This is a genomic window from Sneathiella limimaris, assembly GCF_012932565.1.
Taxonomy (GTDB): domain Bacteria; phylum Pseudomonadota; class Alphaproteobacteria; order Sneathiellales; family Sneathiellaceae; genus Sneathiella; species Sneathiella limimaris.
On the sequence record NZ_JABBYJ010000001.1, the window covers coordinates 1,856,494 to 1,880,125 of the forward strand.

Here is a 23,632-nt window from a genome sequence, read left to right on the forward strand (position 1 = left end):
AGATGGATAGAATTGATCAGGCCCTGTATCAGCGATTGCAACCCATCATCGATGCTCAGGTCTTTCTGAAGCATTTGGGTGTTCAGATTGTTGAGCTGCAGCCTGGCCGTTGTGAGATTTCTCTGGATTATGATCAGCGCTGGTCGCAGCAGGATGGTTTTTTCCACGGCGGAATTGTCGGAACATTGGCGGACAACTCAGCCGGAATGGCAGGAGCCTCAACCATGCCAGAGGGTCGAAACTGTCTCACTGCTGAATATAAACTCAATTTTATTGCGCCGGCAAAAGGGGAAACACTGATTGCCCGGGCAAATGTTATTAAAGCTGGCCGGACATTAACGGTCGCAGAATCCAATATTTTTATCAAAAGTGGATCAGAGGAACGTCAGGTGGCAACTGCACTGGCAACCTTGATTTCCGTTTAAAAGACAAGGAAGAGGAAGTTCAATGTCTATAGCTCATTATCCCAGTTTGAATTTCGATCTTGGTGAAACCGCAGATATGCTGCGAGACACAATCAAAAGTTTTGCGGCAGATGAGATTGCCCCGAGAGCTGCTGAAATTGATCGAAAAAATGAATTTCCAATGGACCTGTGGCAGAAGATGGGTGATCTGGGCCTGCTCGGGATTACCGTTGAGGAAGAATATGGCGGGGCTGGCCTTGGGTATTTGGAACATTGCATTGCTGTGGAGGAAATCAGCCGGGCGTCAGCATCTGTTGGATTGTCTTACGGCGCGCACTCCAACCTCTGTGTGAACCAGATCCGTCGGAACGGGACAGAGGACCAGAAACAAAAATACTTGCCGAAACTGATTTCAGGTGAACATGTCGGCTCTCTTGCCATGAGTGAACCAGGTGCGGGTTCTGACGTTGTTTCCATGAAGCTGAAAGCCGAGAAAAAAGGTGATCGATATATCCTGAATGGGAACAAGTTCTGGATTACCAATGGACCTGATGCAGATGTGTTGGTTGTCTATGCGAAGACTGAACCGGATGCAGGCCCACGCGGGATTACAGCCTTTATTATCGAGAAAGGTTTTAAAGGTTTCTCAACGGCTCAAAAGCTCGACAAGCTGGGGATGAGAGGCTCTAATACCTGCGAGTTGGTTTTTGAAGATTGCGAAGTGCCTGAAGAAAATATCCTTGGTCCATTGAACGAGGGTGTTAGGGTTCTTATGAGCGGTCTGGATTATGAGCGGGTTGTTCTTTCTGCAGGGCCACTCGGAATTATGGATGCCTGCATGGATGTTGTTATTCCTTACATCCATGAGCGGGAACAGTTTGGTCAGCCAATTGGTGAGTTCCAGCTGATGCAAGGTAAAATCGCCGATATGTATTCCACCATGAACGCATGTAAAGCCTATGTGTATACTGTTGCCAAGGCGTGCGATCGAGGTGAAACTGCTCGAAAAGATGCAGCGGGTGTTATCCTTTATGCTGCTGAAAAGGCTACCTGGATGGCTTTAGAGGCTATTCAGGCATTGGGTGGAAACGGTTACATCAATGAGTACCCAACAGGCCGTTTGCTCCGCGATGCGAAGCTCTATGAAATCGGTGCAGGTACAAGTGAAATTCGCCGTATGCTTATCGGCCGCGAACTCTTTAACGAGACGGCATAATTGCTGAAATTGGGCGCAGTTTTAAGAAGTAAAATGGAGATATTGAAATGAGCGATGATCCAATCGTCATTGTTGGAATGGCCCGGACCCCCATGGGCGGATTTCAGGGAGAGCTGGGAAACGTAAAAGCGACTGAACTGGGCGCGGTTGCAATTAAGGAAGCCATGGACCGTGCTGGATTGACCGGCGCGGACATTGATGAAGTTGTAATGGGGTGTGTGCTTCCCGCAGGTCTGGGGCAGGCACCAGCGCGGCAAGCGTCATTTGGTGCAGGTATTCCAGAAAATGTAGGCTGTACTACTGTTAATAAGATGTGCGGTTCTGGAATGCGGGCTGCTATGTATGCTCATGATGCGATTGCGGCGGGTAGCTGTAACGTGATGGTTGCTGGTGGCTTCGAAAGCATGACGAATGCGCCATACCTGCTTCCGAAAGCTCGCGGTGGAATGCGCCTTGGGCATGGTGAAGTCAAGGATCACATGTTCCTTGATGGTCTTGAGGATGCCTATGAAGAAGGCCGGTTGATGGGCTCTTTCGCTGAAGAAACAGCGACACTTTATCAGTTCACGCGTGAACAGCAGGACGCTTACGCTATTGAATCCCTGAACCGGGCGAAAAAAGCAACAGAAGGTGGGAACTTCCGCGATGAAATTGCACCTGTCACGATCAAGACCCGAAAAGGCGAACTTGTCATTAAGGATGATGAGCAGGCCATTAAAGGCGATCCAGACAAGATCCCAACCTTGCGCCCTGCTTTTGCAAAGGATGGGACAGTAACTGCAGCCAATGCCTCCTCAATCTCTGACGGTGGCGCCGCGCTTGTTATGATGCGACAGTCTGAAGCTGATAAACGGGGTTTGAAGCCAATTGCTCGCTTCCTTGCACACTCCACCCATGCGCGCAAGCCGGCAGAATTTACGATGGCGCCAATCGACGCTATCCGTAAAGTCATGGAAAAAGTTTCCTGGACGAAAGATGACGTTGATCTATTTGAAATCAATGAAGCTTTTGCCGTTGTCGCTATGGCGGCAATCAAGGATCTTGGGCTTGATCATGACAAAGTAAATGTTCATGGCGGCGCTTGTGCGCTGGGTCATCCTATTGGCGCATCCGGTGCTCGTATTGTTGTCACACTCCTGAACGCCTTAAAGCAGTACGGAAAGAAACGGGGTGTTGCTTCACTTTGTATTGGCGGCGGTGAAGCCACAGCCATGGCGTTGGAATTGGTGGACTAAAGATCGGGCCAGACGAGAGGATAGTCGAATGTTGTTGACTGAAGAACAGAAAATGGTGCGCGACATGGCAAGAGATTTTGCCACCAATCGTCTGGCACCTAACACCGTTGCCTGGGAAGCAGCTGCTGCCGTTCCCGAGGATGTTTTTGCTGAAATGGGCAGCCTTGGATTAATGGGAATGACGGTTCCTGAAGCCTACGGCGGAGCTGAAACTGATTTTATTTCCTATGCATTAGCCCTTATGGAAATTGCTGGAGGGGACGGGGCAATTTCGACTGTCATGAGTGTAAATAACTCTCCTTGTTGTGCGGCGATCTTGAAGGATGGAACAGAGGCGCAAAAGCAGAAGTATCTGACACCTCTCGCAAAAGGGGAGATGATCGGCGCCTTTTGTTTAACTGAACCACACGCAGGGTCCGACGCGTCAGCGTTAAAGACCAAAGCCGTTCGTGATGGGGATGACTATATCATTAATGGCACCAAGCAGTTTATTACCTCGGGGAAAATCGGTGGGGTTGCTCTTGTTTTTGCGGTGACCGACCCGACTGCGGGAAAGCGAGGAATTAGCTGTTTTATTGTGCCAACAAACACACCCGGTTATCGAATTGCATCTGTTGAAAATAAACTTGGGCAAAAAGCCTCTGATACTTGTCAGATTGCATTTGAAGATGTCCGGGTACCCGCTGAAAATATGTTGGGTGAAGAAGGAGCAGGCTACCGGATTGCATTGGCGAATTTAGAAACAGGCCGCATTGGTATTGGGGCGCAAAGCGTGGGGATGGCAAGCGCCGCACTGAAGCATGCTGTTGATTATGCCAAGGAGCGTAACTCATTCGGATCCGCGATTATTGATCATCAAGCCGTTGGTTTCCGCCTTGCCGATATGGCGACAAAAATTGAGGTGGCCCGGCAAATGGTATTGCACGCAGCAAGCTTAAAAGATGCGGGGGAGCCTTGTTTGACTGAAGCCAGCATGGCCAAGCTCTTTGCCTCTGAAATGGCGGAGGAGGTTTGCTCAGCGGCAATCCAGACTTTGGGTGGAAACGGCTATATCGCAGATTACCCGGTTGAGAAGATCTATCGGGATGTCCGTGTGTGCCAGATTTATGAAGGCACTTCTGATATCCAAAAACTGGTAATCGCCAGAAGCCTTGCTGCATAAATAACAAGAAAATAGAGGAGGGAATTATGAGCTTACCAATTGAGTTTTTTATCGAATTTTCATCGCCGTATGTTTATATCGCGGCAAATCAGATTGATGAGATAGCTGCAAAGCATGGCTCTGAAGTCATTTGGCGGCCGATGTCGCTTGGCCATGTCTGGAAAGCCATTGGTGCAGAGAATGTTGGACCAAGCTCAATCCCTCAGAAAATGAATTACATTAATATGGATAGCGGCCGTTCCGCGAAGCTGGCTGGTTTGCCAATGGCGAAACCAGCAGTATTTCCGATTGATGCTAAACTGGCTCGCTTGGCTTTTTATCGGATAAATCGTTCAAATCCGGAATTGGCGAAGGAATTTGCAAAAGGTGTTTGTCGACGGGTCTGGGCTGAAAGCAAAGAGGTAACAGCACCAGAGCATTTGATCGAGCTGGCAAAGTCCCTTGGAATTGACGAAAGCGAAATTACCGAAGCAGCAGAAGATGCGGATGCGAAGGCAGAGGTTATCGCTGCCACCACAGCTGCTGTTGAATGTGGTGCTTTTGGTGTGCCGTGGTTTAAGGTAGGTGATCAAGTTTTCTGGGGGGCAGATCGGATCGCACATATTGACCAGTATTTGGCTTTTAAGGCTGCAAGCTAACCGCTAAAGCTGCTGGCCCGAATATTACGGGCCAGCGGAAATTATTGGTTATTCCTAGAACAGGAAATAACCGCCGTCGATAAGGAAAGTATCGCCTGTATGATAGGAACTGGCACCCGACATAATGTAGACAGCAATGCCGCCAAAGTCTTCCGGTTGGCCCCAACGGCGGGCCGGAATGCGTGGCTTGACGTTGTCTGCAAACTTGTCCCAGTTAAAGGACGGCTCAGTCATGGCGGTTTCAATCCAGCCCGGCAGGATTGCGTTTGCGGTGATACCTTTGCTGGCCAGCTCAACGGACAGGGCACGGATCATGGAAATCAGGCCACCTTTGGTCGCGGCGTAATGTTCGTTGCGGGCAGCACCGGAGACAGCCGCAAGGCTTGCAGTTCCGACAAGGCGTCCACCAGGATCCCCGTTTTCAGCCCGCTCCACCATGTGACGAGCAGCTTCCTGCATCGTGTAAAATGCACCGTCCAGATTAATGCTGATGATGCGTTGCCATTCATCGTCGGTGATAGACAAAAACGGTTTTCCTTTCGAGGAAACACCAGCATTCGCAAAGCAGCCGTCAACACGACCAAAATCTTCAAGCGTTTTGGCAAAACTGTCTTTCACAGCTTGTTGGTCACTGACATCACACAGAAGGCTGCCAACTTTTGTTCCAAAAGTTTTCAGCTCATCAACTGCCGCCGCGTTTTTGTCGGCGTTGGTTCCCCAAATGCAAACATCTCCACCGGCTTCGGCAATGGCTTTTGCCATCCCCAGTCCAATTCCGCCGTTACCTCCCGTAATGAGCGCGACCTTGCCGGTCAGATCAAATGCTTTATAGGCCATTTTTGGCTCCCTTTGTTTTCATTCTTGTTCGAAAGTAGCCGTATCATACGTTCGCTTTTCCGCCAAGAGAATGATACTGGTTTAACCTGCAGTTGTTGGACGTTTGAGTCTGAACGTTGCTATCTTTTTACATAAGGAAGAATGCGTAAATGCCTGTTTTAAAAAGTAACCTCAACACGCGTAGTGATGAATACAAGGCAAATGCGGCCCATATGCAGTCCCTTGTTGATGATCTGAAAGAGAAGGTGTCGATCATCAAGCAGGGCGGCGGTGAACGTGCCCGTGAGAAGCACCTCTCCAGAGGTAAGTTACTTCCGCGGGAAAGGGTCCGCAAGTTGCTGGATCCCGGTTCTCCCTTCCTCGAGTTTAGTCAGATGGCTGCATGGGATATGTATAGCGGAGACATTAACTCTGCTGGAATTATTACCGGTATTGGGCGTGTCTCAGGTAGAGAATGCGTTATTGTTTGTAATGATGCTACGGTTAAGGGCGGGACCTACTACCCAATGACGGTAAAAAAGCATCTGCGGGCGCAGGAAGTTGCTGAACAGAACAATCTTCCCTGCATTTATCTGGTGGATAGCGGCGGGGCGAACCTGCCAAATCAACAGGACGTGTTTCCAGATCGCGAGCATTTTGGCCGCATTTTTTATAATCAGGCGAATATGTCGGCAAAGGGTATTCCGCAAATCGCTGTTGTGATGGGCTCCTGCACGGCGGGCGGTGCTTATGTGCCAGCGATGTCTGATGAAAGTATCATTGTTCGAAATCAGGGAACGATCTTCTTGGCTGGACCTCCGCTTGTGAAGGCGGCGACTGGTGAAATCGTCTCTGCTGAAGATCTTGGCGGGGCGGATGTGCATTCCAGAACTTCTGGTGTGACCGATCACTATGCGGAAAACGACCTTCACGCTTTGGAAATTGCGCGGAATGTTGTGGCGACACTCAACAGGCCAAAGCCGATGCCGCTGGATATTCGGAAACCACTGGACCCACTTTACGATGCAAGAGAATTGTATGGCTTGATCCCACGGGACACGCGTCAGCCGTTTGATGTCCGTGAGGTAATTGCCCGGATTGTGGATGGTTCAGAATTTGATGAATTCAAGAAACTCTACGGAACCTCCTTGGTAACTGGATTTGCCCATATCCATGGCTATCCGGTAGGCATTGTTGCTAATAACGGAATTTTGTTTTCAGAGTCCGCTGTGAAAGGAGCTCATTTTATTGAGCTCTGTTGTCAGCGGAATATTCCGTTGGTCTTCTTGCAGAATATCACAGGCTTCATGGTGGGCCAGAAATACGAAAGTGGCGGAATAGCCAAGGACGGGGCCAAATTGGTCACGGCTGTAGCAACGGCTAAAGTTCCGAAGTTTACAATGATCTTTGGGGGATCATTCGGTGCCGGCAACTATGGTATGTGTGGTCGTGCATATAGCCCTCGGATGCTCTGGATGTGGCCAAACTCACGGATTTCTGTGATGGGTGGGGAGCAGGCGGCTTCTGTACTCGCGACAGTTAAACGGGATGGCATGGAGGCGCGCGGGGAAACCTGGAGCGCTGAGGAAGAGGCTGCATTTAAAGCCCCCGTCCAGGCTCAATATGAAAAAGAAGGGCATCCCTATTTCTCGAGTGCCCGCTTGTGGGACGATGGAATTCTGGATCCCGCCGATAGCAGGCGTGTTCTCGGTTTAGCGATATCTGCGTCCCTTAACGCTCCAATTGAACCAACTAAGTTTGGCCTATTCAGAATGTAAGGAAAGATTATGAGTGAAGAATCTGCAGTACTCCATTTTTCAACTGACGGCATTGCAACCGTTACCCTGAACCGGCCAGAAGTTCATAATGCTTTTGATGAGGAGCTAATTGAGCGGCTTGGGGACATGTTTGAAGATCTCGGACATCAGGAAGGCGTTCGGGCCGTTGTTGTCGCCGCCGCAGGCAAAAGCTATTGCGCTGGGGCAGACCTGAACTGGATGAAGCGGGCAGCTGGTTTTACGGAAGAGGATAACCGTGAAGATGCTCTTTTATTAGGTCGCATGCTGAAAAATCTCCAGGATATTCCAAAACCGACTATAGCATTGGTGCAGGGGGCTGCTTATGGCGGAGGCCTTGGTCTCGTTGCTGCCTGTGATATTGCGGTAGGTGTGAAAGCGGCAAAATTCTGTTTGTCAGAAGTAAAACTTGGTCTGCTGCCTGCTGTCATTTCGCCCTATGTTGTTGAGGCAATTGGGATACGGGCATCTCGCCGCTATTTCCAGACAGCTGAGGTTTTCGATGCTGAAACGGCTTATCGACTGGGATTGCTTCATGAACTGGTTGAGGATGTTCATGATCTAGCGCATGTCAGAGATGAGCTGATTGCTCAAATTATGGGTAATGCGCCAGGGGCCATGGCTGATTCAAAGGATTTGATTTACACGGTTGCTGATCGTCCGATCGAGCAAGAGTTGATCAATGAAACTGCGGACAGGATTGCAAGCCGCCGAGCGACGGAAGAGGCTAAGGAAGGAATTTCAGCCTTCTTTGAGAAACGTAAACCTTCCTGGAAAACAAGCTAGAGTATAGGTGATAGAAACGTGTTTGAAAAAATACTAATTGCCAATCGTGGTGAAATTGCCTGCCGCGTCATTGAAACTGCTAAGAAACTAGGCGTGCGTACCGTTGCTGTTTATTCGGAAGCGGATGCTGCTGCTCGTCACGTAAATATGGCGGATGAAGCAGTTCTGCTAGGGCCTGCAGAAGTTGGGGAAAGCTACCTGAAGGCAGATAAGATCCTGAAGGTTGCCAAGCTGACAGGGGCAGAAGCAATTCACCCCGGTTACGGATTTCTTTCTGAAAATGCGGGCTTTGCTGAAAAGTGTCAGGCTGCCGGCGTGACATTTGTCGGGCCTCCTGCAGATGCCATTCGAGCAATGGGACTGAAAGACGCCGCCAAAGCCATGATGGAAGAGGCGGGTGTTCCTGTGGTGCCGGGATATCATGGAGATAATCAGGATGCCGATTTGCTAGCAAAAGAAGCCGAGCGAATTGGCTATCCGGTTCTGATCAAGGCTGTTGCCGGCGGTGGCGGTAAAGGTATGCGCCGGGTAGATAGTGCCAAGGAGTTTCCTTCTGCATTGGAAGGCGCCAAACGTGAGGCTGCTAACGCCTTCGGTGACGAGCGGGTTTTGATAGAGAAGTTTCTCACAAAGCCAAGGCACATCGAAATCCAAGTTTTCGCTGATACGCACGGGAATGTAGTGCATCTATTTGAGCGCGATTGTTCCTTGCAGCGTCGTCACCAGAAAGTGATTGAAGAAGCACCTGCACCTGACATGCCTGAAAATATGCGGGCAGCTATGGGTGCCGCGGCCGTCGCCGCTGCAAAAGCAATCGGATATGTAGGCGCAGGAACCGTTGAATTTATTGCTGACGTTTCGGAAGGTCTGAACGAAGACGGCTTCTATTTCATGGAAATGAATACCCGACTTCAAGTGGAGCACCCCGTTACAGAGATGATCACCGGTCAGGACCTGGTCGAATGGCAGCTGGTTGTCGCCAATGGTGGTGAACTGCCGCTTGAGCAAGATCAGTTGAAGATTTCAGGGCACGCTTTGGAAGCTCGTCTCTATGCAGAGGACCCGCATAATGACTTCCTGCCGGCAACAGGTCCACTTCTCAGGCTGCGGCCTCCGCTTGAGGAAAATGGTGTTCGTGTTGATACTGGAGTTCTAGAAGGAGACTCGGTAACCCCTTTTTATGATCCAATGATTGCAAAACTGATTGTTTGGGGTCCAGATCGTGATGCGGCGCTTCGCAAGCTTCAAAATGCGCTATCAGATTATCAGGTGGCGGGTTTGACAACAAACCTTGAGTTTTTGAAGAAAGTTGCGACCCATTCAGCCTTTGCTGAAAAGGATCTGGATACGTCTTTTATTGAACGATTCAGGAATGATCTTGTTCCAGAAAAAGCAGTAGCATCTGACTTACATTTGACTCTCGCCGTTTTGCATCTTGTCTTGAAAGCAACTCAGGAAAACGTGGCTTCTGCTGCGCTTAGCAGTGATCCCTATTCGCCATGGAATGAGGCAACAGCCTGGCGTTTGAATGATATTGCGCATCTCGACTACGTTTTTGAACGTCAGGGTGAAGAGGAAGTCATTACGGTTTCCTGCCTGGATGATGCCTTCCTCATCAAAGTAGGTGGACAAGAGCTGAATGCGCGCGCTGAGTTGCAGGGTGACGGATCCTTGCGCGCTGTCGTTGATGGCCATGCCGTCACGGCTTCTGTTGTTGAAGACGGTGAACGGCTAATTGTTATTCAGGGTGGGTATCAGATCGATGTGAAGCGGGTCATCACTGATTTTGACGGAACCGGTGACGAAGGTGGTGCAGGTGCTATCATGGCTCCAATGCCAGGTAAGATTATTCAGGTCAATGTTTCAGCTGGCGCCAAAGTTGCCAAGGGCGATCCATTGATGGTGATGGAGGCCATGAAAATGGAGCATACATTATCAGCCGGGGCCGACGGAACCGTCGCAGAAATTTTCTTTGAAACTGGTGATCAGGTGGATGAGGGAACCCTGCTTATCCAAATAGACGCGGAAGAGGACTAAAAGATGTCGTTTGACTATCCTGATAAGGTCCGAATTTTTGAAGTTGGGGCCAGAGATGGCTTACAGAATGAAAAGACGCAAATCCCGACAAATATTAAAGTTGAGTTGATAGAGCGTCTGGTTGATGCAGGTGTGACAGCTATTGAAACTGGAAGTTTTGTTTCACCAAAATGGGTTCCCCAGATGGCGGACACCGCTGATGTCATGTCTGAAATTGAGAGAAAGCAGAATGTTTCCTATAGTGTGTTAACTCCAAACATGAAGGGGTACGAGGGGGCTAGGAACTCTGGTGCGGACGAGATCCTAATTTTCACTGCGGCATCTGAGGCGTTTAATCAAAGAAACATCAATTGTTCTATTGCTGAAAGTTTGGATCGATTTGCGCCTGTCGTAGCAGAGGCAAAGAAGGATGGAATACCCTTCAAAGCAAGTGTTTCTTGCTCCCTTGGAAGTCCGTTTGGTGAGGAAATTACACCAGCCGCGGTCGCTGAGGTGTCAAAAAAACTTTATGACATGGGGGCCTATGAAATTTCTATTGCCGATACGATCGGTGTGGGAACGCCAAGAAAAACCGTTGAGGTGTTAGAGGCCGTGGCGAAAGTCATTCCATTAGAAGCGATTGGCATTCATTTTCATGACACCTATGGGCAAGCCCTTGCCAATATTCATGCGGCACTTCAAGTTGGCGTGACCAAGATTGACAGTTCTGTTGCGGGCCTGGGGGGCTGTCCTTATGCGCCTGGTGCGACAGGCAATGTTGCAACTGAAGATGTTGTATATATGTTAGAGGGTATGGGGATTGATAGTGGTCTCGATTTGACGAAATTGATCAAGACAGCCTGGTTCATTTCTGATTATCTTGATCGTGCGCCTGTCTCCAGTGTTGCTAAAGCCCTGAAAAATAAGCTGGACTAAGATACGGCATATGGACTAGTTACCAGTTATGACAGTACATCTTGTGAAAGTATGCGTTGGGATCTCGTCTATCGAGCAACTTCGGAGAGCTCAGGAGCGCCGGTTGATCGCGGGCCCAATTTGCCATGTTACCAAACAAAGGCCTCAGCGGGAGGAAGAGCTCTTAGATGGGGGCTCTCTCTACTGGATTATCAAAGGTCATATTGCCGTTCGACAACGGATCGTTGAGCTTGAGCGTCTCTACGATACAGATGGCGAGAAATGTGGTTTGGTGTTGGACAAGGAACTGGTTGAAACTGAGCTCGTCGCTCGAGGCCCACATCAAGGATGGCGATATCTTGAAGCAAAAGACGCTCCACGAGATCTTCGTGATATCGTCGAAGAGGCGAACGGTGATGAAGACAGTGAAGGCGAACTGTCACCTGAAATGGCTGCTGAGCTTCGGGAGCTTGGACTGCTCTAGGTGCTGGATCAGGACGGTCTGATCCAGACAGCTGTATCATGAAATGCAGCTCCGCCGTTCGGTTTTGCCCTGTCTGCACTGACCAAAAGATTGATGCCAACTTTTTCTATGAAATATTTGTTCGGCCAAATCCCTTCTACAACGACGGTTCCGGGTTGAAGCCCATCAAACACTTCCACATGGATCAACAATGAACCTTGTTGGTTCCCCATCCGTACAATTTCGTCGCTTTGAACGCCGATGGTCTTCGCATCGGTGCTATGTAGCAGGACTGTCGGTTTCTTCTCACGCTTGAGAGAGGAGGGGGTTGCCGTGAAGGATGTATTCAAAAAGTTGCGAGCCGGCGCTGTTACCAGCCGATAAGGGTGGGTTTCATCAGCTTTTTGGATAACGTCCCAATGGTCAGGCAAACTTGGCATGCCCTCGAAGTCTTTTCCAACCCCTGACCAATCAGCGGCAAAATGGAATTTACCATCGCTATGACCAAACCCGTTTAGGAAATGGGCATCTTCAAAGGGGACCTGAACATCAATCCAGTTCTTATTCGAGATAGTCTTGATATCAGGCCAGCCAGAATCTTTCAGAGTTCTTTCAATCAACTCTCGGGAAGTAAGATTAAATCCTTCATGTTCTGCTCCGAGCCGTTTGGCGAGCTCTGAAATAACCTCATGGTTAGACCGACACTCTCCAAGAGGCTCAATAACTTTAAGGCCAAGAGAAATATGGCTGTGACCGCCACCCTGGTAAAAATCATCATGCTCAACAAAGGTTGTCGCAGGTAAAACGATATCTGCCATCTTTGCGGTTTCAGTCATGAACTGCTCATGGACACAGACAAAGAGATCCTCTCTGGCAAAGCCCGCGTGGACTTTGGCGAGCTCTGGTGCAACGTCCATGGGGTTTGTGTTCTGGATCAGCATTGCGGTCACAGGCGGGCCATCACCGATGTCTTTTGGGTCCCCGGTCAAAACAGGTCCAATTCTGGATTGGTCCAGCATACGGGTCGACGCTTTTTTGACGTCCAGCCCCTCAATCAAAGTCTTGTCCCAATGAAAAATGGCTCCATTGGTATGAAAAGCGCCGCCGCCTTCATGTTTCCAAGCACCTGTCACGGCAGCAATGCAGGTCGCAGCATGCATATTGACGGCTCCGTTACGGCTTCTGGAAAACCCATAGCCCAGACGCAGAAAAGTCCGTGGCGTTTTTCCAATCATATGGGCGAATTCGGTAATATCCGAGACGGAAAGACCTGTAATTTCTGCGGCCCATTCTGGGGTTTTTGATTGCAGGTGTTCTTCAAATTTTTCTGCATCGCGGGTATATTGTGCAAGATATTCTCGATCCGCCATGTCATCACGAAACAATATATGCATCACTGCTAGTGCAAGCGCACCATCTGTTCCTGGGCGAAGCATCAGATGAAGATCGCCTGCCAGAGCCGTCGCATTTTTGTAGGGATCTATAACCACAATTTTTGCTCCCCGCTCTTTTCGGGCGCGGGTGGCATGGGTCATCACGTTGATCTGGGTATGAACGGCGTTTGTGCCCCAAATAACAACAAGATCAGATTTTGCCATCTCTCGGGGATCACTTCCCCTGTAAACGCCAACGCCAGCTTTCCAGCCAGCCCTGGCAAGGTTAATGCAGATGGTAGAATCTTGACCTGAATAACCTTTGACGTGGCGAAGGCGTTCAATGCTGTCGCGCTGGACCATACCCATGGTGCCGGCATAATAATATGGCCAGACAGTCTCAGGACCATATTTTCTCTCGGCTTCAAGAAACTTCTCAGCGACAGTATCTAAAGCATCCTCCCAGCTAATGCGTTCCCATTTTTCTTCCCCTTTTTTTCCAACACGTTTTAGGGGGTGCATCAGTCGATCCGGATGGTGGGTCCGTTCAGCATAGCGAGCTACTTTGGCGCAAATTACTCCGGCGGTATAAGTATTCTCTTCGGCTCCTCTCACTCTGCCAATTTGCTGTGGCCCAAGTTTCTCAATTTCCAGAGAACAAGTGGACGGGCAATCATGGGGGCATGAGGACGGAAGGATTTGGGGGTTTGGCTCAGCAGACATTTTTTGTCCCAACGAGTTGAATGGGAAAGAATTTGTGACAAGGTTAGTGATTTATCCATCTTGCGGCAATATAACAAATGGTGATCACGGCACGGGATGCATAAATAACTGGCAGAGATTAAAGCAGCAGGATATATCCAACCTGCAATATTCAGGAAGTAAAAGTCGAAATAGGTCCGTTTCAAAATTGAAGAAAATTCTGAAAAGTAAGTTTGCGATGTCGGTCATCACCCGATTGGCGGCGGCCTATATCTGGTTTGTTCATAAATCTGTCCGATGGAAAGTAATCAACGGGGAGATTCCAAACCAGTATATGAAAGAGGGCAAACCCTTTCTCATGGCTTTTTGGCACGGCCGTTTGTTCTTGATGGCTGAACTAATTCCCTCTTATGCCAGACTTACCGTCATGATTTCTCAGCATGGTGATGGCGAGCTCATTGCAAGAACTGTCAAATACCTTGGTGTAGATAGTATCAGGGGGTCCTCATCCAAGGGCGGTGTACCGGCCTTGAAGGAGATGTTGAAGCTGTTAAAACGGAATAGAATAGCTGTGATTACTCCAGATGGTCCACGGGGGCCACGGATGCATGCGCAAGACGGCGTTGTTGGAATTGCCGCCATGAGTGGTGTTCCAGTTATTCCCGTCAGCTTTGCGACAACCAGAACCAAACATTTATCTAGCTGGGATCGGTTTGCTTTGGCCGCACCTTTTGGGAAAGGGGTGCTGGTTTGGGGCGATCCTATTTATGTCCCGCGCAAAGATGAAAATGGCAGTTTTGAACTCGCCAAAAAACAGATTGAAGACAGTTTGAATTTTGTAACGCAGGAAAGTGATCGGCTTTGTGGTCTAACTCCTGTAGAGCCTGCCTCCATAGAAAAGCAGGAAGAGCGCGTGGTAAGTTAAAATGTATATGGCTCTTTATAATATGGCTCTGACAGTTGCCGCACCAATGATTAAGTCGCATCTAAAGAAGCGATTAAAAGATGGAAAGGAAGACCCCAAACGATTTGAAGAGCGCTTTGGTGAGCCTTCGCGCTCAAGACCCAGTGGAGAACTAATATGGATTCATGCCGCCTCTGTTGGCGAGGCAGTATCCTCTCTTCCTTTGATCAGGGTCCTTCTGGCAAGAAATAGTAATCGGTCTGTTCTATTGACTACAGGTTCCGTGACATCTGCTAGATTAATGGAAGACCGGCTCCCTACAGGGGCTTTTCATCAATTTATTCCTATCGATACCAAGGAAGCCGTTAGCAAGTTTTTGAATTACTGGAACCCTCAAGTCGCTATATGGCTTGAGTCAGAGATCTGGCCCAACTTGATTACGGAAACCAGTAAGCGCAAAATTCCCATGCTGCTTCTGAATGCAAGGATGACCGCAAGTTCATTCAGTACCTGGCGAAAAACGGGAGGCCTTATCAAAACTCTGCTGAAGAGATTTGGTTATATCCATGCACAGACCCAATTGACGGCTGATCGGCTGGAATATTTGGGGGCAAAAGATGTTGAAACATTGGGCAACTTAAAGTTTTGCTCACCGCCGCTTCCGTTCCAAAAGGACAAGTATCACGAACTCAATCGTGCGGTATCTAACCGCAAGGTATGGCTGGCTGCAAGTACACATAAAGGTGAAGAAGCGATTATTGCGGCAACCCATATGGCGTTGAAACCTGTTACTAAAAACCTACTTACAATTATAGTCCCTCGTCATCCGGAACGGGCCGAAGAAATTCGTGGTAAGCTCGAAGAGGCTGGTTTTGAAGTCGCTCAGCGGTCAGTGAAAGAGCCAATATCGGAAACAACAGATTTCTATCTTGCCGATACGATTGGAGAGCTAGGTACTTTTTATCGGCTTGTGGATGTGGTTTTTGTCGGAGGCTCACTTGTTTCAAAAGGTGGGCAAAATCCGTTGGAGGCAGCAAGACTTGATTGTGCGATCCTATTTGGGCCTGATATGAGTAATTTTGAGGAGATTGCAGTTGACCTTCTTGAAAACGAGGGCGCCATTATGGTCAAGGATGGTGTTCAACTGACTAAACAGCTCGCGTATCTATTTAGTGAAATCAAAGTGCGCGGTGAGATGGCTATCAAAGCTGTAGAGGTTGTTAAAACCGGTGAAGCGTTGCTTGGTCACTTAGTGATGGAAATTGAAAAATCGCTTTCTGGGAAAGATAAAAAGTGAAGGCACCAAAGTTCTGGAATTCGAATAGAAACTCTATCTGGCCGGTTGTTCTAAGCCCGCTCAGTTTCATTTATGGATTTGCCAGCCGTGTCCGATTTACAGGTAAAAGGTCTAAAAAAGTTTCCGTCCCAGTAATCTGTATTGGAAACGTTGTCGCTGGCGGGGCAGGCAAAACGCCTGTTGCGATGGCTGTCGCTGAATATTTGAAACAGATTGGCTGGAAGGTTCATTTTCTTTCTCGTGGATATGGGGGTAGTCTTGCGGGGCCTGAGCGCGTCGTGTTGGATGTTCACACTGCAGATCAAGTTGGTGATGAGCCGCTCCTTCTGGCGACTGTTGCCCCAACATGGATTTCCAGGGATAGGGTGATTGGGGCAGAAGCTGCCATCGAAGCTGGAGCTGAAATCATTGTTATGGATGATGGTATGCAGAACCCTCTACTGGAAAAAGATATTACGGTCTTGGTCCTTGACGGAGGGTATGGCTTAGGGAATGGCTGGTTAATGCCTTCTGGTCCTTTGCGGGAACGTTTTTCAGAGGCTTTGAAAAAAGCAGATTTTGCCGTCTGGGTTGAGGGTGATTTGGAGCAGCCTCTAGATGTCGGAACGTTACCTTTATTCAAGGCACGGGTTGTCCCCCATGAGTTGCAGTCTGAGTTGGTTGGGGAAAAGGTAATTGCGTTCGCTGGAATTGGGCGCCCTGAAAAGTTTTTTAGAAGTTTACGCCAAGCCGGCGCTGAGCTGGTTGAAACCGTTGAATTCGCAGATCATCACGCCTATAGCCAAGAAGATATTATGAACCTGGTTGAGCGGGCGGCACTACATAATGCAGCTCTAGTGACAACGAGGAAAGATTATGTTCGTCTTTCACCTGAAGCTCGCATGATGACAACAGTGTTTGATATTGATCTTGTCTTTGAAAGCCCTGCCTTGCTGCAGAAGTTATTGTTGGAGAAGCTAGGCAGCCGGGAACATGCGTAAAAAAATTACTTTTAGTCGAAAAGTCCGGTATTGGCTGGAATATCTTCTAATGCGCGGGTTGTTTGGTGTTTTTCGCTTGCTTGGTCGAAGAAAAGCTTCAAATTTTGGTGCGTGGCTTGGTCAAAAAGTCGGACCACTTCTTTCCGCACATCAGACTGCAATCGAAAACCTGAAGCTTGCTTTTCCAGAAATATCTAATGAAGAAAGAGCTGAAATTCTTTCAGGCATGTGGGGTAATCTGGGGCGGAATGCAGCTGAAATTCCGTTTGTGCGGGATTACGTATTTTCCAGCGAAGATGTCGAACTTGTTGGAAAAGAGTATTTGGATGAATTCCTTGAAAGCGGACAAGCGGCTCTTTTCGTGACAGCCCATTATGGCCCTTGGGAGGCAACAGCTCTGGCCGGTAAATACTGTAATGTAGATGTGAATATTGTTTACAGAGCGGCGAATAACCCTCTTGTTGAGGCGTACTTCCAGAAGGAGCGGGCGGGAGTAGGCTACCAATTCATTCCAAAAGGAAAATCTGGAGCTCGGTCTATCTTGAAAGCGTTGAAGGAAAATCGTCCTGTGGCGCTACTGAATGATCAGAAGCAGAACAATGGCTTAGCTGTTCCATTCTTTGGAAAAGAGGCGAAAACGGCTACTGCAATTGCTGATATTGCATGTCGATCTGGATTGCCAGTATATCCTGTTCGGGCAGAACGAGACGATACTGGTAAAATTCGCGTTGAAATTTACGAGGCGATTTTTGCGCCAACGGAAGGAACCTCCGAAGAGAATGTTGTGAACTTTCTCACACGAATAAATCAAATTTACGAAAACTGGATCCGGGAGAAACCGGATCACTGGTTTTGGGTTCACAACCGTTGGGGCTAAAGTTTTACCTCTTAACTCGCCATTTTGAGGCGGGTATTTTCTATTCTCTCACGGGCCATTTGGTAAGCGATCTCGTGGGTTGGCCGGTTCTCTCGATCAGCACGCGTAAAAATATTCAGCAGAGTGTCATGAATTTCGGCAACTTGCTTCATCGCTTTGTCACGGTTAAACGTGGGACCTTCATGACTGATTAGGATAATACCACCTGCATTGATCACATAATCAGGCGCATATAGAATTCCCTTGTCTCTCAAAATCTGGCCATGGCGATCTTCTGCAAGCTGATTATTTGCAGCACCAGCAATTATCTTGGCTTTGAGCTCTGGGATTGTTTCATCGTTAAGAACAGCACCAAGAGCACAGGGGGCAAAAATATCAACGTCTTGCTGAATGATTTCCTCTGGCTTTACTGCCTTGGCATCAAACTCGGCGACCGCTTTTTGTACCATTTGATCATAGATGTCTGTGACGATTAGTTCTGCGCCAGCTTCCCGTAGATGTTTGCAAAGTCCGTAACCTACGTGGCCAAGTCCCTGAACGGCAACCCTCACGCCTTTGAGGTCGGTTGCATTCAAGCCATATTTTGCCGCCGCTTTCAGGCCGTTAAAGACGCCCCAAGACGTAGCTGGGGAGGGGTCACCGGCTCCTCCTTCGCTAATTCCGGCGATATAGGACGTTGACTGACGAGCATATTCCAGATCCTCAACAGAGGTCCCAACATCTTCAGCAGCAATATAATTGCCGTTAAGCCGACCAACCGCTTCACCAAATGCACGAAACAGTTCAGGGGATTTTTGTGTTTTTGCATCGCCAATAATGACTGACTTACCACCTCCCAGATTGAGGCCGGTGAGTGAAGATTTATAAGTCATTCCGCGGGAGAGGCGAAGGACGTCTGTGAGCGCTTCTTCTTCGCTTCCATAGTTCCACATGCGGGTACCGCCAAGAGCAGGGCCTAAAGTTGTATCGTGGATGGCAATAATGGCCTTTAAACCGGTTTTGGGGTCTTTAAAAAAGAGAACGGTCTCGTGATTATCAAATTCTGGATTGCTGAAAATAGTCATGAAATATACCTCCGTTCTCTTAAGGATTTTTCGCATTTTGCAAAAAAATCAACAGTTTTGGAGGCGGATTTCGAAATTCGCAGTATCGTTTCAGTATATCATTGAAATCCGAAATAAGCTGACCAAGAAGCCTCATATTCAGCAACTTTAGATACTGGCGAATTTCTGAGAATTTTAATGTTTGGACCTTAAATCAGATTCAGGATCAAATTTTGGGAAGATTATAAACATATTCAGCAATCGCTAGACTGGATGTAAGGCCGGGGCTTTCCATTCCATATAAAAGGACTAGGTTCGGTATGTTATGAGTTGTTGATCCAAGGATACAAAAATCCTTCATCGGATCATTCGGCCCTTGTATTTTAGGTCTGATGCCGCAATAGGCGGGTGTCAGGCTATCCTCAGGAAGATCTGGATAATATTGTCGAATAGCGCCATAGAAACTCTCAGCCCTGTTGGGGTCCACACTGTAATCTATTTCGGTAACCCATTCCTGATCTGGCCCAAAGCGTATCTGACCTGCTAAATCCAATGTGACGTGTACGCCAAGGCTTGCTGTATTCGGGACCGGATAAATCAGGCGATTGAACGGGCTTGGCTTTGACATAGTAAAGTAGTTACCCTTGGTTAGGTAACGGGTCGGTATATATCGATCTTCCAGGCCATTTATGGATTTTGAAACGGCCTGTGCAGCCAATCCGGCCGAATTTATCAAGCGGTTGCAGGCAAGCTTTGTACCGTCCTTCATGCTGAGAAGAAAGCCGTTTTCAATTATTTCTGCGCTTTGAAATTCAGTGTTATAGGCGATGAAACCGGCGTTATCTTCGACTTCCCCCACCAATGACAGCATATATTGATGCGTATCAATGATACCTGTAGAGGGAGAGTGGAGTGCACCTTTGCAGTGAAGAGCGGGTTCCATCTCTTTCGCGGCGTTCTCGGAGATGAATTCAAGATCCATAACTCCATTATCCTTCGCTTTTTTCTTTATGTTCGTTAGAACGTCCAACTCTTCAACTGTGGTGGCGACGATCAGCTTTCCAGAATTCTTGTGAGGGATATTATGGTGTTTTGCATATTGATAGAGTTGCGCTTTCCCCTCCACGCAGAGGCGCGCCTTCAAGCTTCCTTTTTGATAATAGATACCTGCGTGAATAACTTCTGAGTTGCGAGAGGATGTTTCTTCACCAAACAGTGGGTGCTTTTCTAGGACGAGTACTTCGTGCCCGTTTTTGGCAAAGTAACGGGCAATCGCGAGACCGATGACACCGGCCCCCACTATAACTGTATCAATTCTGTCGATCATTAAGGCTGAGGGTGATTTTTTTGTCTATCTGATGGAACTCCATGGGTTTCTATAAGCTGTTTGGTTTTCGGACACAATTTAAAATCTAATTTTATCTAATCGCGTATTAACCGGTTAATACGTAAATTATGGAGTGTTTTTTTGTGTGGAGATTCGCAGTTCTGGGGCTTTGTATTTGCGAAACGGACAAGATTTGGGAAGCCGCGTCCTCTCTTTTGTGTCAGATCAGAAATTTTTATCATTAGTAATTGGTATTCCATGTCAGCCAAGAGTTTTAATAGCAGATGGGGAAAGTTCGGATAATATTAGTTTTATGTTCTCGGCCCATGGTCACCGTTTGAAATTATCTGTCGTACTGAATTAAATTTACACGTTTGTGGGGAAAAGCCTAGTTTTCTGCGCTGTTGAATGTCTGTTGTCTATATGTAGGAACTGTGCGTTCAGTCATTTAATTGACGCGCTTGTGAGGCAAACTTAATCGGGATCCTATGTTGTTACTGAATGAACTTGTTAGTGTTCTTCAAACTCATGCGAGAAAACTGCATATCTACTCAACTTTTTCTATATATTTGTATTTAGTTTAATAAGACCACAACATGTTGTCGTGTAAGATGAGTCTTGTCAGGTTAGTAATGCTGGGTTAATCCTTAGTTTGAGAGATAAACTGCCTAATGATTTTGGGTGACAGGTTACCGAAATGTGGAGTGAAAAGTGACGCTTACAGTTGAGGAGACAAAACCAGCCAGTGATACTCAGGCTACACGTGCCCATATTATTGTCATTGGGAATGCAAAAGGGGGGTCTGGTAAGTCAACGACTGCCATGCACGTGATTGTATCTCTGTTGACGCTGGGTTTCAGGGTCGGAGCCATTGATTTGGATGGTAAGCAAAAAACCCTTGGTCGTTATATCGAAAACCGTCAGGATTTTGTGACTAATAAGAAGCTTAAGCTTCCAATGCCCTCCTTGACTGTTATTGAACCGAGCCAAAAGAAAAACATGGACGAAGCTCAGAGTGATGAGCGCGCACGGTTCGTCGCTGCACTGCAAGAGCAAGTTTATGGCAACGATTTTGTTGTTGTGGATTGTCCAGGAGCAGATAGCTTTATTGCAAAGCTCGGCCACTCCTTTGCGGATACACTATTAACCCCAATGAATGACAGTTTTATTGATCTTGATCTCTTAGCCAAGGTCAATGAACGCACATATGATGTTGAACGGCCAAGTTGGTATAGTGAAATGGTTTGGGAACAGCGCAAGCGCCGCGCCCTTATCGACAAGCACCAAATAGACTGGGTCGTGATGCGAAATCGTCTGTCTCACACGGATGCCCATAACAAGCGGAATATTGAGCAAATTCTTGATAAGTTAGCTTCACGGATTTCATTTCGTGCTGCACCGGGTTTTGGGGAACGAGTGATCTTTAGAGAGTTGTTTCTAAAAGGTCTCACGGTTCTTGATCTAAAACGCAAAGGCGTGGGGGTCAAAATGTCTATGAGCCATGTCGCTGCGCGCCAAGAAATTCGAAATCTAATTAAAGCGCTGCAGTTACCTGGTTTGGAAGAAAAGATCGACGAAATTTAGAATTTTATCAAAAAAGCGGGATCAATCTTCCAAGATTGATCCCATAAAACAATCCGCGAATAAAAAAGGTGCAGATTTCTACGTTAAGATGTACCTAAATAAATCAACAGGTTAGCAAGCAAAACTTTGTGCTTGATCACAATTTTGCCATAAAAATTAACCCGTATATCTTATATTAACGTTTTCTGCGTATACATTGTAACTGTTAAAGAGTTCGAATGGATTTTGGCCACAGGTCGGTTCCTTTCGAAGGTTTCAATGTAAAAGGAGGAGCGTATGTTTAAATATTCCAAACATTACGATGCAGCGGTTGAAGGTCTACGCATGCGCTCTGTCATTTCTATTGGACTTTCAGTGCTAGTATTTGCAGCTATGATGGTTTCATTTCAAGTGACAGAGGCGAGTGCTCAAAATGCCTGTTTCGAGCGTGGCGCACTTGTAAAACACTTGGATGGAAAGTTTCAGGAAGCCCCAGTTGCAGCGGGACTAGCCGCAAATGGAAGTGTTCTTGAGGTCTTTACAAGCCCAGACGGTGTTACTTGGACAATCGTGCTTACGCAGCCAAACGGCGCGACATGTGTTATGGCTTCAGGTGAATCCTGGATGGGTATTCCCTTAAAGAAAAAAGGGAAGGTCAGCTAAAAAACTGATTTGGAAAAAGAAAAGGCGCTGATTTTTCAGCGCCTTTTTTTGTTTGTGCAAATCTAAATACCTATATGGCGGGCATTTCAATGCCGGCTTCCTGAAGATTGTCCCGCATATGCAGTTTGACATCTTCAAGGGCTTCTTCACTTGGTGCTTCGCATCTCGCTACGAGGACCGCTTGAGTATTAGAGGCTCTCAATAGCCACCAGCCACCGTGCACGTTGACACGGACACCATCGACATCAGAAAAATCGGCATTCTTCTCACGAAGCTGCGCCTGGATTCGCTCAACGGCTTTGAACTTTTCTTCATCTGGGCAATCGAACCGAAGCTCAGGTGTGTTGATAGCGGTTGGAAGATTATCAAAGAGTTCATCCAAAGATTGGCTTTCCTGACCCAGAAGGTTCAGAAGACGAAGACCCACATAGAGTGCATCATCATAGCCATAGAAAATATCATTAAAGAAGATATGCCCGCTCATTTCACCAGCCAGCGGAGAGGAAAGCTCAGCCATCTTGATTTTGATTAAGGAATGACCTGTCTTCCACATGACAGGATCACCACCCAAATTTCCAATTTCATCAAACAGCAGTTTACTTGCTTTGACGTCTGCAATGATCGAGGCGCCCGGTGTTTTTTTCAAAATCTCTCTGGAGAGAATTGCAAGCAGTTGATCGCCCCAGATGATGTTTCCGCGGCTATCAACAACACCAATACGGTCTCCATCACCGTCGAAAGCTATACCAAGATCTGCACCGACACCTTTCACTGTGCGAATAAGATCCTGCAGATTGTCGGCAACTGTTGGGTCAGGATGATGATTGGGGAAGCTGCTATCGATTTCATCATAAAGAAGGACATGTCGTCCAGGAAGGTCCTTCGCGACCTTACGCATGGCCTCACCAGTCACTCCATTCCCGCAGTCCCATACTACCACTAAGTCGGATTTGTGCTTATAGTCTTCCAAAACTCGGGCAACGTAGCGATCCAGCATTGGGTCTTCTGCAACTGATCCTGTTCCTGATTTGAACGAGCCTGAAGCGCAGAGCCTACCCAGTTCTTGAATGGCTTCACCATAAAATGGTTTTTTGCCCAGGATCATCTTGAACCCGTTATGAGATGGGGGATTATGTGAGCCAGTAATCATAATGCCATTGCCCGTGTTCAACTCATAGGTTGAGAAATAGAGCATAGGGCTTGGACCCATTCCGACGCGGATAACGTTGACGCCTGTCGATAACAATCCTCGAACAAGGGCTTCTTCCAGTTCAGGTGACGTTGCACGGCCGTCATAACCAACCGTTACCGAGTTGTCTCCATTTTCAATCATCAGGGTTCCAAAGGCTTGGCCAATGGCTTCTGCGTCGATCGGAGACAATGTTTCCCCAATGATCCCGCGAATATCATATTCCCGCAAGACGGAAGGATGAAAATCATGTTTTTCTAAGGCCAT

Annotated in this window: 21 protein-coding genes; 16 read left to right on the forward strand and 5 right to left on the reverse strand. The window is 47.7% G+C overall.

Annotated elements, in window-relative coordinates; translation table 11 throughout:
- The first annotated feature begins 2 nt into the window (after nt 1-2).
- The 5 genes from HH301_RS09005 to HH301_RS09025 are packed head-to-tail and all read left to right on the forward strand — an operon-like array spanning nt 3 to nt 4,655.
- On the forward strand, nt 3-425 hold the full coding sequence (locus HH301_RS09005; protein ID WP_169568567.1) for a PaaI family thioesterase: 423 nt from the start codon (nt 3-5) through the stop codon (nt 423-425).
- Nucleotides 426-447: 22 nt separating this feature from the next.
- Nucleotides 448-1,620, forward strand: coding sequence for an isovaleryl-CoA dehydrogenase (locus tag HH301_RS09010; RefSeq protein ID WP_169568568.1), 1,173 nt, complete (start codon nt 448-450; stop codon nt 1,618-1,620).
- A 47-nt stretch (nt 1,621-1,667) separates the two neighbouring features.
- Nucleotides 1,668-2,855 (forward strand): acetyl-CoA C-acyltransferase, encoded by a 1,188-nt coding sequence (locus HH301_RS09015; RefSeq protein WP_169568569.1) that lies wholly within the window; start codon nt 1,668-1,670, stop codon nt 2,853-2,855.
- A gap of 28 nt (nt 2,856-2,883) precedes the next feature.
- A complete protein-coding gene (locus HH301_RS09020; RefSeq protein ID WP_169568570.1) occupies nt 2,884-4,017 on the forward strand; it encodes an acyl-CoA dehydrogenase family protein in 1,134 nt (377 codons plus the stop codon).
- 26 nt (nt 4,018-4,043) lie between these two features.
- Complete coding sequence (locus tag HH301_RS09025; protein ID WP_169568571.1) at nt 4,044-4,655, forward strand: 2-hydroxychromene-2-carboxylate isomerase; 612 nt, start codon at nt 4,044-4,046, stop codon at nt 4,653-4,655.
- Between the two features lie 54 nt (nt 4,656-4,709).
- Here HH301_RS09025 and HH301_RS09030 read toward each other — a convergent pair whose 3' ends face one another.
- A complete protein-coding gene (locus tag HH301_RS09030) occupies nt 4,710-5,492 on the reverse strand; it encodes an SDR family NAD(P)-dependent oxidoreductase (RefSeq protein WP_169568572.1) in 783 nt (260 codons plus the stop codon).
- 149 nt (nt 5,493-5,641) lie between these two features.
- Here HH301_RS09030 and HH301_RS09035 point away from each other — a divergent pair, with 149 nt between their 5' ends.
- From HH301_RS09035 to HH301_RS09055, 5 genes are read left to right on the forward strand one after another with little or no spacing between them, the layout of a single operon-like run.
- On the forward strand, nt 5,642-7,249 hold the full coding sequence (locus HH301_RS09035) for a carboxyl transferase domain-containing protein (protein ID WP_169568573.1): 1,608 nt from the start codon (nt 5,642-5,644) through the stop codon (nt 7,247-7,249).
- 9 nt (nt 7,250-7,258) lie between these two features.
- Nucleotides 7,259-8,053, forward strand: coding sequence for an enoyl-CoA hydratase-related protein (locus HH301_RS09040; RefSeq protein ID WP_169568574.1), 795 nt, complete (start codon nt 7,259-7,261; stop codon nt 8,051-8,053).
- A gap of 18 nt (nt 8,054-8,071) precedes the next feature.
- On the forward strand, nt 8,072-10,090 hold the full coding sequence (locus tag HH301_RS09045) for an acetyl-CoA carboxylase biotin carboxylase subunit (protein ID WP_169568575.1): 2,019 nt from the start codon (nt 8,072-8,074) through the stop codon (nt 10,088-10,090).
- A 3-nt stretch (nt 10,091-10,093) separates the two neighbouring features.
- Complete coding sequence (locus HH301_RS09050) at nt 10,094-11,005, forward strand: hydroxymethylglutaryl-CoA lyase (protein WP_169568576.1); 912 nt, start codon at nt 10,094-10,096, stop codon at nt 11,003-11,005.
- A gap of 28 nt (nt 11,006-11,033) precedes the next feature.
- Nucleotides 11,034-11,468 (forward strand): DUF1489 family protein, encoded by a 435-nt coding sequence (locus tag HH301_RS09055; RefSeq protein WP_169568577.1) that lies wholly within the window; start codon nt 11,034-11,036, stop codon nt 11,466-11,468.
- Nucleotides 11,469-11,476: 8 nt separating this feature from the next.
- Here the strand turns inward: HH301_RS09055 and HH301_RS09060 are convergent, their stop codons facing one another.
- Complete coding sequence (locus HH301_RS09060; RefSeq protein ID WP_169568578.1) at nt 11,477-13,543, reverse strand: molybdopterin-dependent oxidoreductase; 2,067 nt, start codon at nt 13,541-13,543, stop codon at nt 11,477-11,479.
- Nucleotides 13,544-13,760: 217 nt separating this feature from the next.
- On the opposite strand from HH301_RS09060, the gene HH301_RS09065 reads away from it, so the two are divergent.
- Genes HH301_RS09065 through HH301_RS09080 form a run of 4 tightly spaced genes read left to right on the forward strand, consistent with a single transcriptional unit; the run spans nt 13,761 to nt 17,580 of the window.
- Nucleotides 13,761-14,447 (forward strand): lysophospholipid acyltransferase family protein, encoded by a 687-nt coding sequence (locus HH301_RS09065; RefSeq protein ID WP_169568579.1) that lies wholly within the window; start codon nt 13,761-13,763, stop codon nt 14,445-14,447.
- 1 nt (nt 14,448) lies between these two features.
- Complete coding sequence (locus HH301_RS09070; protein ID WP_206378242.1) at nt 14,449-15,723, forward strand: 3-deoxy-D-manno-octulosonic acid transferase; 1,275 nt, start codon at nt 14,449-14,451, stop codon at nt 15,721-15,723.
- Nucleotides 15,720-16,703 carry a tetraacyldisaccharide 4'-kinase gene (gene lpxK / locus HH301_RS09075; RefSeq protein WP_169568581.1) on the forward strand — a complete coding sequence of 328 codons (984 nt, stop codon included), beginning with the start codon at nt 15,720-15,722 and terminating at the stop codon, nt 16,701-16,703. Before HH301_RS09070 ends, lpxK begins: the two co-directional genes overlap by 4 nt.
- Nucleotides 16,696-17,580 (forward strand): lysophospholipid acyltransferase family protein, encoded by an 885-nt coding sequence (locus tag HH301_RS09080; RefSeq protein WP_169568582.1) that lies wholly within the window; start codon nt 16,696-16,698, stop codon nt 17,578-17,580. Before lpxK ends, HH301_RS09080 begins: the two co-directional genes overlap by 8 nt.
- Before the next feature lie 11 nt (nt 17,581-17,591).
- Here HH301_RS09080 and HH301_RS09085 read toward each other — a convergent pair whose 3' ends face one another.
- Both HH301_RS09085 and HH301_RS09090 read right to left on the reverse strand, forming a co-directional pair.
- On the reverse strand, nt 17,592-18,644 hold the full coding sequence (locus tag HH301_RS09085; RefSeq protein ID WP_169568583.1) for a Leu/Phe/Val dehydrogenase: 1,053 nt from the start codon (nt 18,642-18,644) through the stop codon (nt 17,592-17,594).
- A gap of 205 nt (nt 18,645-18,849) precedes the next feature.
- Nucleotides 18,850-19,947 (reverse strand): NAD(P)/FAD-dependent oxidoreductase, encoded by a 1,098-nt coding sequence (locus HH301_RS09090; protein WP_420821183.1) that lies wholly within the window; start codon nt 19,945-19,947, stop codon nt 18,850-18,852.
- 714 nt (nt 19,948-20,661) lie between these two features.
- Between HH301_RS09090 and HH301_RS09095 the strand changes: the two genes are divergently transcribed.
- Together HH301_RS09095 and HH301_RS09100 are read left to right on the forward strand one after the other, a co-directional pair.
- Nucleotides 20,662-21,534: a division plane positioning ATPase MipZ gene (locus tag HH301_RS09095; protein WP_169568585.1), complete on the forward strand. Its 873-nt coding sequence runs from the start codon at nt 20,662-20,664 to the stop codon at nt 21,532-21,534.
- Nucleotides 21,535-21,810: 276 nt separating this feature from the next.
- A complete protein-coding gene (locus HH301_RS09100) occupies nt 21,811-22,176 on the forward strand; it encodes a hypothetical protein (RefSeq protein WP_169568586.1) in 366 nt (121 codons plus the stop codon).
- Between the two features lie 70 nt (nt 22,177-22,246).
- On the opposite strand, the gene pgmG is transcribed toward HH301_RS09100, so the two are convergent.
- Complete coding sequence (gene pgmG / locus HH301_RS09105) at nt 22,247-23,632, reverse strand: phosphoglucomutase/phosphomannomutase PgmG (RefSeq protein WP_169568587.1); 1,386 nt, start codon at nt 23,630-23,632, stop codon at nt 22,247-22,249.

Coding starts and splice junctions, on each gene's coding strand:
- HH301_RS09025 (WP_169568571.1), top strand. CDS start 4,044: ATGAGCTTACCAATTGAGTTTTTTATCGAATTTTCATCGCCGTATGTT.
- HH301_RS09010 (WP_169568568.1), top strand. CDS start 448: ATGTCTATAGCTCATTATCCCAGTTTGAATTTCGATCTTGGTGAAACC.
- HH301_RS09020 (WP_169568570.1), top strand. CDS start 2,884: ATGTTGTTGACTGAAGAACAGAAAATGGTGCGCGACATGGCAAGAGAT.
- HH301_RS09040 (WP_169568574.1), top strand. CDS start 7,259: ATGAGTGAAGAATCTGCAGTACTCCATTTTTCAACTGACGGCATTGCA.
- HH301_RS09005 (WP_169568567.1), top strand. CDS start 3: ATGGATAGAATTGATCAGGCCCTGTATCAGCGATTGCAACCCATCATC.
- HH301_RS09060 (WP_169568578.1), bottom strand. CDS start 13,543: ATGTCTGCTGAGCCAAACCCCCAAATCCTTCCGTCCTCATGCCCCCAT.
- HH301_RS09100 (WP_169568586.1), top strand. CDS start 21,811: ATGTTTAAATATTCCAAACATTACGATGCAGCGGTTGAAGGTCTACGC.
- HH301_RS09035 (WP_169568573.1), top strand. CDS start 5,642: ATGCCTGTTTTAAAAAGTAACCTCAACACGCGTAGTGATGAATACAAG.
- HH301_RS09030 (WP_169568572.1), bottom strand. CDS start 5,492: ATGGCCTATAAAGCATTTGATCTGACCGGCAAGGTCGCGCTCATTACG.
- pgmG (WP_169568587.1), bottom strand. CDS start 23,632: ATGGCCTTAGAAAAACATGATTTTCATCCTTCCGTCTTGCGGGAATAT.
- HH301_RS09055 (WP_169568577.1), top strand. CDS start 11,034: ATGACAGTACATCTTGTGAAAGTATGCGTTGGGATCTCGTCTATCGAG.
- HH301_RS09050 (WP_169568576.1), top strand. CDS start 10,094: ATGTCGTTTGACTATCCTGATAAGGTCCGAATTTTTGAAGTTGGGGCC.
- HH301_RS09015 (WP_169568569.1), top strand. CDS start 1,668: ATGAGCGATGATCCAATCGTCATTGTTGGAATGGCCCGGACCCCCATG.
- HH301_RS09080 (WP_169568582.1), top strand. CDS start 16,696: ATGCGTAAAAAAATTACTTTTAGTCGAAAAGTCCGGTATTGGCTGGAA.
- HH301_RS09070 (WP_206378242.1), top strand. CDS start 14,449: ATGTATATGGCTCTTTATAATATGGCTCTGACAGTTGCCGCACCAATG.
- HH301_RS09085 (WP_169568583.1), bottom strand. CDS start 18,644: ATGACTATTTTCAGCAATCCAGAATTTGATAATCACGAGACCGTTCTC.
- HH301_RS09065 (WP_169568579.1), top strand. CDS start 13,761: ATGTCGGTCATCACCCGATTGGCGGCGGCCTATATCTGGTTTGTTCAT.